Genomic DNA, 11,360 nt, shown 5'->3' on the forward strand with positions numbered 1-11,360 from the left:
ATAGTCTAGTTCTCCGGAATTACAATTACTCTGTAATCTTTAATTTTCACCTGTTGAATTTTTAATAATTCAGTGGTAATTCATTTCGTAAACCTTTATGTCCTGAAAAATGTTTTGCTTTTAAATATGAAAAACTAGTTTCATTGTGTTTAGTACCCCAAGCATGTTGATATAATCTTCTAAATACTGTTCGAAATACCTACATAAATTGAACTATTTATTATTTTCTTGTAATTCACCAAATAATAAGTCCTTTTAGTTCGTCTAGTTTATTGCTTTTTTTGCTAGTTTGGAATTACAAGTTACTGAAGTTTAGTTAGAAATCCTTTTGTTTATGACCTTTTCGGTCTGGTACAGTTCTTTTACAGATAGACAATTTGGATTAGAAAGTGTTGTTAATATTTTCAATTACTCTGTCACATTTCTCAATTAACTGTGTAAAATCATTAGGAAACTTTTCTTGGTTGTAATTCATAGGTTAGTTTCAATTATGGTTTGTTTTGAAAATACGCAGTACTCCATTTTACCTCCAATTGTAAATAACGCAAATCATTGTCATGAATTTGCTGTATGCAAATCAAGTGATTGGACTAATACATTGCGGTCAAATTCTAATAAATTGGGAGTTTAATACTTGGTAAATACCATTGGCTCTGAGATAGCTTTTAATATGAATTAGTAAGTTCTGAGTAGAATACTTTCCTCCATTAAGCGGTCATTTCATTATTTGCTCTTATACCATCTTTGTCGCTCTCGGAATTATAATTACATCAAAATTGATTGCATTGATGTAATAAGAAATAAAGCGTCCTCATAGAAGCCTGAAAAGTAAGGTTTAATCTGTAACAAATTCATCTTCATTTATGTTTGGAAATAATCCTAAAATTCTTGGATAAACTCCGGCGGATTTGCGTTAGGATGCTCTTTTACAAAAGCTCTTATTTTTCAAGGTATTTTTCTTTTTTTGTTTTTAACGTTCCTTGAACCCCTAAAGCATAGTTTACACCCAATAACAATTTATTTTCATCGTCCACCGATCGAGTTTATTTTCAGGAAGTGTTATAGTCCTTCTTTTATCACTTGCAATAATGATAAATCATTGTGAACTATATTGGAAATTAATGTCATTAGCTATGTATTTTTGAAGAGTCAAAAACATAATAAGTGTCTTTTTTTATAATTATGATCGTAATACGATATCCTGCAAACACTATCATATCGATATTTACTATCGACTCAGCTATTATTAAATCAATTACTTTGTCAATTACAGGAAGAGGGACAACAAACCATTCCGAGGAGTTATTCGTCTACCATTTTCATCATAGATATCCACATTTAAACATACCTCAGCAAAAAAGCGATGTAACAATTGCTCAAATTATGTGGATTAATATTATAGCATTTAATTGTTGAAACAATGTGAACATCTGCCATAAGATAAGTTGGTTCTTTTTGGCATTCTTCACTCTATCTTTAACATCTACTTTAGAGAACCAATTTTATAAAGTCTTTAATTGATGCAATATCTTTGTTTGTCGATTTGGATTTTAGAATGTAGATCCAACCAGTTTCAGTATCATCTTCATTGACATGTTTGCGTTTTTAAACAATTCATTTCTATTGAGCTATCTGTTTCTGTAACAATTTTTCCATTGTTTAGAAGTTGTTTACCCAATGAACGATACAGCATATTACTTTCAGTCCCATTTTCAAAAATGATTCTAGTACGACCATCTTTTCGAACTCTGTTTCCGGAAGGAATTTTTCGCTCTTTTCTTCTACATCTACGCGCTCAAGAAATAGTAATATGCCATCTAAATATAGAATCTTCCCTCTTCTAAGTTAGTTTCGGTACTGTCAAATGGTTTTAATTTCTCAACCCTTTTCTTAATTCTTCATGACTTTAAGAAGGCAGGTTCATAAGTGGTAAACTCGGAATCTTTAATAGGTTTTCTTCTTGCAACAAAATCAGCTTCTTCTCGATCTTTTGAACTTGGAACGTTTTAGTTTAAAAATTTCCAATGTATCGTCAGTATCTAATAGACCAAAATCATCGTCATTCATTATATCTGCTATCGAATTATTTCAATAACTGCATTGCCTAATAAGTTATGAGTATCATGTGGCTTTAAGATTCTATATTTTTTGATTAGACCTTAACTCTTTTAATCTCACGCCTAAAGTTCTTTCTGAAACCACATAAACATCTGCTTTTGGTTCTCTTTTATTTTTTTCAAAAAAGCATTGATTTCCTGGAAAAATCTATTATCTTTCGTCCTCTGATTTGATATTTGATACTTTGGGCTTTGAATCTAAATACCAAATTATCATCGTTGAAAATGTTTCTAGTGTTTTCTTTTTATTCATTGCCATAGCTTTACGTTTCTGTTCCCGCAAAAATATGATGCTTCAGCTAATCTTTTTTCTTGGATCAAAAGACTGTATACTTGGTTCAACTCCCGTTCTTATCTTCCAATTCTTGATTTAGGCCAAAGTAAAATTGCTTCTTCCTCTGTCATTTGAATTCTAGTAGCATCGATGGTTTCTTGAATTGCTTTGAATACCGAAGCGTGACCGATTTTGACAATATTTCAAATGCTTTCTGAAATGGATTATAGTGTCAATTAAATCAATATTGATATCATCAATATTTACAAAACTGTCTGCCATTCTGATAAAGCGTTTGTCACCTTGTGTTTCTATATGACCATTCTTAATTACAGAATCCACAACCACATGCTGACGAACTTCTTCAACTTCTTCTTCTGTTAAGTCAGGATACGTTCTCTGATAATTTTAGGAATCAGTACTTTATTATTACTTCCGGGTCCACATTACCAGGCAAAGCTTTTTCATTACATCATCCTGTAGATAGTAGCTTTTAAATCATTGATATCTGATTCAATATTTCTCTTACTCTAGATGATGAAGGTTTTTAAATCCATTAATCCGTATTGTATCTTCATCGTCTTCACTATCATCCTCGGGAATTTAGGTTTAAATTTAAAGTTAGGAGCCAAAACCTGTTCCATTATAAAATGCCGTAATTGCCTTTAACATATTATTTACTGATAATTTGACTTCGCCATCTTCTGCATCAGGTTGCGCAATCAAATTAGTAAATTGGGCATGAGTTTTATTTTCACTATCTCTGGTACATCTTCCGATGATTTGAATGATCTCCGTTAATGAACCTCTATAGCCAACTGTCAAAGCATGTTCGCAGAACGGCCAGTCAAAACCTTCTTTTGCCATTCCTAAAGCAATTATAATATCGATATCTTCCGGATTATTCGAAACTCGTAAATACTCCTGAATTTTGTCTCTATCTTTTTGGTTGTCATGGACTAAATCTGCAACCTTTAATAAATTGCCAGTTTTATTACTTCGAACAAACAATACACCAGTGTCTGGATCTTGATATTCTAAATCACCTAGACTATCAATTATTTTGTTTACTTCCTCATATTTTTCTTTAGTAGATTCACCAGAATTGACACTTGGAATATGAACAATTGTTTTTTTGGTTTCGTCTAAATATTCATCAATAGCAGAAGTATATCGTCCTTGATAAAAGTGATAACCAATACCTAAAGATTTTAAATGTTCATATCCATTAAGTTGTTCATAGTAATTGTAAGTAACCTTGATGAATTGTCTCTCGGATTCAGGTAATAATACAGGTACACTATCACCTCTAAAGTAAGAACCAGTCATAGCAACTATATGTGCTGTAGATTTAGCCATAATGGCTCTTAATACTTCTCCTAATCTATTATTTCCATCTGCAGAAACGTGATGAAATTCATCTATAGCAATAACAACATCGTTGAAAGCTTTTTCATCAATGCCTTCGCAAGCAAAGCGCAGCGTTGCATGTGTACATATCAATAGTTTTTCATCACTTGCTAAGAAATTATTAAATGCTTTTACTTTACTAGAATCACCACCCGGTGTACATAAATTGTATATTGGATTGGGTTCCCAATCAGCAAAGAAACCGTATTTAGATAATGCTGTTTTCCAAATGAACTACCAATGGAACGCTCAGGGACTGCTACAATTACTTTTTTTAATCCTTGATTAATTAGCTTGTCTAATCCAATAAACATTAAAGCACGAGATTTACCTGATGCGGGTGGCGCTTTAATCAATAAATATTGAGCTGAACGTGCTTCAAAAGCTCGTTCTTGCATTTCTCATACCAAACTCATTTGTGCTTTTGCTTTTGCCAGTTTGGTTATATTGAACATGTACTATATTTGGCATGTTTATTTAGCTTTTTTCGTTTTTTTATCTTTTGAAACAAATTATTTTTTGTCGTCATTTCACCGTACAATTTGAATAAATACTCCAATCTTTCAACATCACTTTCAAATGGCTTTAAGCGGTAACACCTCTCAATTGCAAGGTCTAATTCCTTATGAGCCTCTTTTAAGCCTGACGGCATTTTTATAGGATCGTAAAGTTGTGCTAATGTCTTTTGAGGATATTTGGCTCTCTCATCTAACACCTCAAAAACATGTAGATTGATTTGCTCTTTTTGCTTTTCATTAATATTTGGAAAAGGGAAAGTGTTTATACACAAGCCTGCTGAATAACGATAGTCCGTTTTTAATTTACCTCCAATAGCTTTAACCCAAACCATATGAATTGCAGAGGATATTATACCAAAATCCAAGGTTGTACGTTATATATTGCCAAAGCTGAATCTGAAATTATGAAATTTTCATCTAGAAAATCAACAGGGATATATTTTCTGTTTTCAGAGGATACTCTTGGAACAATAATTGAATTTGTTTCCTGATGTCTTATTTCTGCAAATTTAAAAGGTATACTCGCTAACTCTTTTGTCGATTCACGTTTACTTTTATTTCTTATATTAAATGTTAAGTCAATTCTTTTCTTTACTTCGGGAATTTCATATGCTAAGTCTTTATTTTCTGAAATCCACAAACAGTATCTTTCTTTACCTCTGATTAATTCTAAAGAACCTATTAGTTTTTTAATCAATAAATGGGCTTCCGGGTTTATTGAAAGTATTTCGTCTTTTTCGTCTTTAGAAAGTATTAAAAAACCATCATTGGCCATGCTTCCAAAATTTATTTCAGGTAAATTTGAAATACTTTTTGTCTTTTTAGATATAATTTGTGGATTACCTTCAACTAAGTACGGACTTATATTTTCTGCTTTTTTCTCAAAATTATCAATATAGATATATTTCTGCTTATTTGAGACGTTTCTAAGACCAACAATAATAACATAAACTCCAGCATTTCCCTTTGCATTATTAGTCCATTTAAATGATTGATGTGCAAAGTCAATTTCGATAGAATCTGATAAAATATTTGGCCATATAAGGGCTACTTGTTCTCCTTGACAAATAGAATTTGTTGATACAAATGCACATTTCGCATTTATGCCATCAATATATTTTTTTCCTAAATAAAACCAGCTAGCGATATAATCCATGTTATTGTACCCTTTGACATTGTGAAATACAATACTCATATCTTCTTTTTGCACTTCATCTTGAAGCCTGGCACCAAGGTACGGATTTCCTAAAATATATATTTCATTTTCATTTTTAACTGGGCATGCCAATTTCCAATCTACTCTAGTTGCATTGCCGGATGTTATATGTCCGGCTTCTTTTAATGGTAGATTGGTCTTGCACGACCGAAATCAAAAAGTTCATCGATGAATATTTTGTTCATTTGATGCTCTGCTAACCAAAGAGAAAGTATAGCCATTTCATGAGCAAAATCATCAAGTTCAATACCATAAAACTGAGATAGTTTGATTTCTGTATAAACGGTTTCTGTTTGATATGACTGCTTACTTTCTTTTTTCAATAAATCAATCTGTTTCCAAATTTCGATTTCAAGTTTTCGTAATTCTTTATAAGCAATGATTAAAAAATTTCCACTACCACAAGCAGGGTCGAATACTTTTATTTTTGAGAGTCTAAAGATTAACTTACGGAGTTTATTTGGATTGTCTTTACTTTTTCCGAATTCTTCATACAATTCATTTAAAAACAAAGGTTCAATAACTTTCATAATATTTGGAACTGATGTGTAATGCATTCCAAGGCCGCTTCTATACTCTCGTTGACTACCGCTTGAATCATTGACCCAAATATATCTGGATTTATTTCACTCCAATTTAAATCTCCACATTCTAAGATAATTTTCCTTGCTTTGGTTGAAAAGGTTGGAGAATGAAGTATCTCTAAACAAACCTCCATTTACATAAGGAAATGCTTTTAAATAATCAGGTTCTGAACTGTTGTCCTTAGTATTTAATACATGGAAAAGTCTATCGAGAAAACTATGTACATCGCTACCATCTGTTTTTGTGTGTTGAGCAAGTGTATTTGTGAAAATACCTTCATCTTCAAATATTCCAGTATCCTCAGCAAAAAAGCAAAACAATATTCTAGATAAAAAGATATTTAAGTTGTGACCTCCATCATTATAGATATTCGGATTTTCATGTACAAGGATATCGTACAGTTTTGCCATTTCATATGATGCCTTACGGTCAGCATGGTTGTCATTTTTTTGTTGGTATTTTTCCTGACCTGACCATGGCAAAAAGAAGTCAAAGCGTTTATTAATCTCTGAAATAGGAGTATCAAGAGTTAACCCAGTCTAGTATCTTTTGCTAATAAAGTTTTATAGTCAGTAACTATAACAAAACGAGGATTATGTTTTAAATCTTCCTCACTTTTTGTTAAATCATCGATAGTTGTAAGTAGTTTATCTGATACTACTTCTTTAAATAACACTTTCTTTTTATATAAACTTCACCCTCTTTATTAGATAAATTAAAATCTCCTTTTTTTAAACGGGTAATTGAAGTTTTTGAAATACCATAAGCGACTAAAAGATCATAGATAAAATTTTCATTATCAATTGATTTTACAAGTTCGTTGAGGTTTTTTTCTATTTGAGTGGAGTTCATTTTTAATCTGAATCAATTTCTCAAACTTAGTAATAATCTTCCAAATAGTCATTGATTTGAAATGCATTTTTAATTAAAATGCATCAAAATAAAGTATATTACAAATAAACTAATTAAAATAAAAAACCTCCAATAAAGGAGGTCTTCATACAAACCGGATAAAAAATTATAATTGTGGTATTTATTTGTTATTCAGTAGTTTTTCTAGATAGGCAACTTTGTCTTTTTCTGCTTGTAGAAGTGCTTTATAAAGTTCTTTGTTTTCTTCAAAAGATTCAACCAATTTTTCTATGGGGTTGAAATTAAATGATTTTGATTGTAATTACCAAAAGCACTATTTGTGCCACTATTGTCATAAAATGTATTAAAAAATTTACAACATTTTCTTCCGAAAAGTTCTTAATTGCTTCGACTGTCATTCCCAATTCTTTTGCAATTAGTTCTAATTTTTCTTCTTCAACAGTTTCACTTTTTTCAATATTCGAAATTGTTTGCTGTGTGACCCAATAGCAATTGCTAAAGCTTCTTGTTTCATACCACGAAGCTCGCGAATTCGACCGATGTTACGACCTATATGTTTTGGTTTGATTGTAGTATTCATATTTCAAATGTAATAAAATTTTTAATATGTTTTTGATAAATCAACGACTGAGATAATACCATTTTAAGATAGATTAATCCAAAAATGATGTAGAGTAATATCATTTTGATTTAGACGAGTATGCTTTGACAAAAGCTTGCCATAATCACCAAAATATATTTATTTAGTTTTTCGGACTCATTCCATTTAGCATCCATTATCCATTGATTAATTTTATCTAGCCAAAAATCAAAATCATCCTTTAAAATAATGCTAATAGACCGCTCTTGTAAATAATTATTAGAGTTATCTCTACCATGTCTACCGTCGCGAAATCTTTGAATTCCAGCACCTTTTCCATAAACATATTCATGTTCAACACGACTTGAATTTTTTGGGATAGGAGTGGGTAAAAGCTTTGCTTCAAAAGTAAATATTAAGATTGCACCAAAATATACACCAATGTCAATAACACTAGATCCTGATTGAGCATTCTCTCTAGCAAAATAAATTTAGATTGACATTGATTGTCAAGAAGACAAAAAGATAACGAATGTTGGTTTTCGTTTTTTTTCACACTTAAAATTTCAACAAACTCATCCGACATGTTGAAAGCAGAAATTTCAGATTCAACAAATGTTAGAAGCTGCTGAACAATTTTATTTGGTTCGAGTACCCGAAATTCACTTATACCTGCACCCATAATCAATATCCTGCTTGTTTTAGGTCCAAAAATGTATCATCGGCATCCCTAAGGGCAATATTTTAACCAATATCTCTGAGCAAGTGGTTTAATAAAAAAAATACAATCGTAATTATCGATATGTGTGTAAACTCTAATTACTCGTTGATAAATTGCTCCACTATTTGAAAGTTTATCTTCTATTATTTCCTTTATTCCATTATCAGGCAAACTGCCATCTATATATTTTAGGTCACCGATTTTTCCATATCCAAATTGATAAATGATATAAGATGATGTAAAAATGGATGTTCCAATTTGCCAGCATTTTTCATCAGTAGCATATATCTCATTAAGGGAATTGCAAAAGTCTCTCCAAAATTTTCTAACTGTTTTTTATTGACTGAATCTTGTAAAATTTTACCAGAACTTCTGTTTGCAATTGATTTGCCTAAATGTATATAATAGTTAAGTACATCAAATAGAATAAGATTTTCATTTTTGGAAAGATTGACATTATCACCAAAATTCGAATCAAATGGTAATGCCTCTATATCTTCTTTATTTAAATAAGTTTCTTGCTTAACAATTACACTAGCACTATTTGCTAAGACATGAAGTTGATATAATTTTGCAAATCTATTTTTTATTGTATCATAAATTAGTCTCAGTTCTTCAATGTCTACTTTTGGTACACTTAGGCCAGTGAATTTTCTTTTAAACGTTAAATACTTGTTTTTATAGTTTTCAATTAAATAAACAGGAATATTTTCGTTACCTATTACATCTTTCAGCAACAGAAATGGTGGTTGAAATAGCTTTTCATCCCTAATAGCTTCAAACGTTTGTGAAGTTTCCACTTCAGTATTAACCTTTCCATTGGAATCAATATTGACTATTGAATCTTGGTTAGTAATATAGGAAGCTGTATTCTTTTGATTTTCGTTTCCAATGATATAACCAATATTAAATTTCCAATCATTTTTCTTTTGCATTTTCTCTATATACATTCCCAATGTAGGAAAAGAGTTTAATCGGTAAATTAAATGAAAAAGCCTTCCTCCACCTAGCAAATTTGTTTTCCAAATAAACTTTTTATTTTCATCAATTGCCCAACTCCAAGGTACTTTATGGAAATCGTAGTAATCAATTTCAAACCTGATTTTCTTTTCCGATGAAACCATTCGTTTGACTACTACGTGCTCAATGTCCTGATGTGTAGATACAATATTTTGAGCGATAATAGCAATAACCGGAGTGTCTGCTGTTTTATGAAATAAATCTCGCCTCAATGAGTAAAATCATAAATTTTATTAACTGTAAGTCTGTAAAAAGTCTTGTTCTATATTTTTGAGAGTTTTTACTATAAAGCAATACATTGATGGAGATCATGCAAATTTATCAGCAAAAATAAACCACCCTCAAAAACTTCAAAGCAAAATTATTATCAGGAATAAGATTTGGTTTTATCTTTAAAAGTTCTAATTTTTCGTTTGAAACCGCACTTTTTTTGCTTATGCCTTTTATTGGGTTAAATGTGGATTACCAATGACAAGATTAAATCTCATTGATTGTTTAACCGCATCATTACACCAATCGAAGAAATCTTTATTTTGAATATTTTTTGACTTAAATCTTTTAATTCAAGGTTATTCCATATTTCTTGAGGAGTAATTTATCTAATAAAGCAGTTGTTAGACTGAATACACTAACAAGTGTGGCAGTTTTTTTTTAAGTCTACACCAAAATATTGTCTTCCAATATTTTCTGAGAAATTTTTACTGTCTGGATATTGAATATTATCTCTAGTACTATTATTTATTGCCCACCATTGTAAAAGTCTTTTGAAAGCTGCAACAAGAAAAACACCAGATCCGCATGACGGATCAAAAACTCTAAAAGAATTATCCTTAAAAAGTTCGGGTTTATCAAGTGGCATTACTTCATCAATTAGTAGGTTAACTAAATGAATTGGTGTATATACGACGCCTTTCTCTTTGCCTCCTGTATTTCTTACGGACTCAGCTTGAATAAAATTTTCATAAATGGCACTAATTACCTCTGCCGGTAGATGTTTAAAACTGTATTGTTCCCAAATAAAAAGTTGATTGGTTTTCAGATTAATATTTGCTCGAAGAAAATTTGCTAAAAGATTCAAATTAGCATTTGCAATCTGATTTTTTTCAAGTTCAGAAAACTTATCAATTTTTCCATTGAATTCATTGGATAAATCATTTAATATCGAAACAAGTAATCCATTTTCAACTACCTCAGCGAATGTTTGTATTTTATGTTTTTTATATAGATTTCTTAAGGTATGCTTGCCCTTATCATCAGTAATATCTTCAAGAAATTTTATTAATATTGAAGTAACTAACAGTTTATCAATAGTCTCAGGTAAAAGATTGAGCTCCTGAGAACTCGTAAATTCCTTTCTAACTGTCATTAAATAATCTAGTAGAAATATGTATGGACTATTTTTTCATCTATACTCTCAGTAAATAAAGGCTGTTCCCAAAAAGTACCATTACCAAATAAATATGCTGAAAAACGTTCTTCATTAATACCCTCAATTGTTGAAGTAGAGGCAAGCAATAAATTTTCTAGACTTAAATGCCCATTTTGAACCATCGCAGGTTTCCGAGCATTGATAATATCTGTTCGTGTAGATGATTGGATAATGTAGATTTCGTTTCTCCCTGCACTCCATAAGGCAGCATGCAATTTTATGTGGGCAGGAGTATTAAAGAAACTTTCATCTTTGTAAATATACATACTGCTCAGAGCGAACTGGTACATCACTAGCAGTATCGTAATACCTTCTAAATAATATTGCGTCAATTCCTAATTTTTTGGCTTCATTGATATACAAAATTTCAGCATTATTTTTTGCAGCATTTACTTGATTACAAAAACAAGCCCATTCAGAGCGGTATAGTCCAAAATTTTTTAGTATCCATAGTTTTGTATTACGGCAAATTTAGTGAAAAGTAAATGTATGATGTTTCCGTTTCAAGTATATATTTAAAAATCAAAATGTTTTATTTTTATCAGTATTAATCGTGTCTAAATAAAATTGCAGATCATATAGATAAATAAATTCCGTTGCATCTTGTTCCGGCAATT

5 protein-coding genes and 2 pseudogenes are annotated in these 11,360 nt (G+C 30.8%); all 7 read right to left on the reverse strand.

Features of this window, described 5'->3' with window-relative positions; translation table 11 throughout:
- Window positions 1-3,012 precede the first annotated feature (3,012 nt).
- A complete protein-coding gene (locus GUU89_RS15070) occupies window positions 3,013-3,894 on the reverse strand; it encodes a DEAD/DEAH box helicase (protein WP_235922097.1) in 882 nt (293 codons plus the stop codon).
- A gap of 38 nt (window positions 3,895-3,932) precedes the next feature.
- Window positions 3,933-4,199 carry a hypothetical protein gene (locus GUU89_RS15075; RefSeq protein WP_235922098.1) on the reverse strand — a complete coding sequence of 89 codons (267 nt, stop codon included), beginning with the start codon at window positions 4,197-4,199 and terminating at the stop codon, window positions 3,933-3,935.
- A 44-nt stretch (window positions 4,200-4,243) separates the two neighbouring features.
- Window positions 4,244-6,972, reverse strand: a pseudogene (locus GUU89_RS15450) (class I SAM-dependent DNA methyltransferase).
- A 181-nt stretch (window positions 6,973-7,153) separates the two neighbouring features.
- Window positions 7,154-7,573, reverse strand: a pseudogene (locus GUU89_RS15105) (helix-turn-helix domain-containing protein).
- 909 nt (window positions 7,574-8,482) lie between these two features.
- Complete coding sequence (locus tag GUU89_RS14720; RefSeq protein ID WP_162128719.1) at window positions 8,483-9,526, reverse strand: hypothetical protein; 1,044 nt, start codon at window positions 9,524-9,526, stop codon at window positions 8,483-8,485.
- A 416-nt stretch (window positions 9,527-9,942) separates the two neighbouring features.
- The gene (locus GUU89_RS14725; RefSeq protein WP_162128720.1) at window positions 9,943-10,680 is read right to left on the reverse strand and encodes an N-6 DNA methylase; all 738 of its coding nucleotides are present in this window, start codon (window positions 10,678-10,680) and stop codon (window positions 9,943-9,945) included.
- Window positions 10,681-10,688: 8 nt separating this feature from the next.
- A complete protein-coding gene (locus tag GUU89_RS14730) occupies window positions 10,689-11,075 on the reverse strand; it encodes a hypothetical protein (RefSeq protein ID WP_162128721.1) in 387 nt (128 codons plus the stop codon).
- Between the last annotated feature and the right edge of the window lie 285 nt (window positions 11,076-11,360).

The organism is Flavobacterium phycosphaerae, assembly GCF_010119235.1.
In the GTDB taxonomy this organism is placed as follows: domain Bacteria; phylum Bacteroidota; class Bacteroidia; order Flavobacteriales; family Flavobacteriaceae; genus Flavobacterium; species Flavobacterium phycosphaerae.

Excerpts from the sequence above, each read along its gene's own strand:
- GUU89_RS14725 (WP_162128720.1), bottom strand. The coding sequence starts at position 10,680 with ATGACAGTTAGAAAGGAATTTACGAGTTCTCAGGAGCTCAATCTTTTA.
- GUU89_RS15075 (WP_235922098.1), bottom strand. The coding sequence starts at position 4,199 with ATGCAAGAACGAGCTTTTGAAGCACGTTCAGCTCAATATTTATTGATT.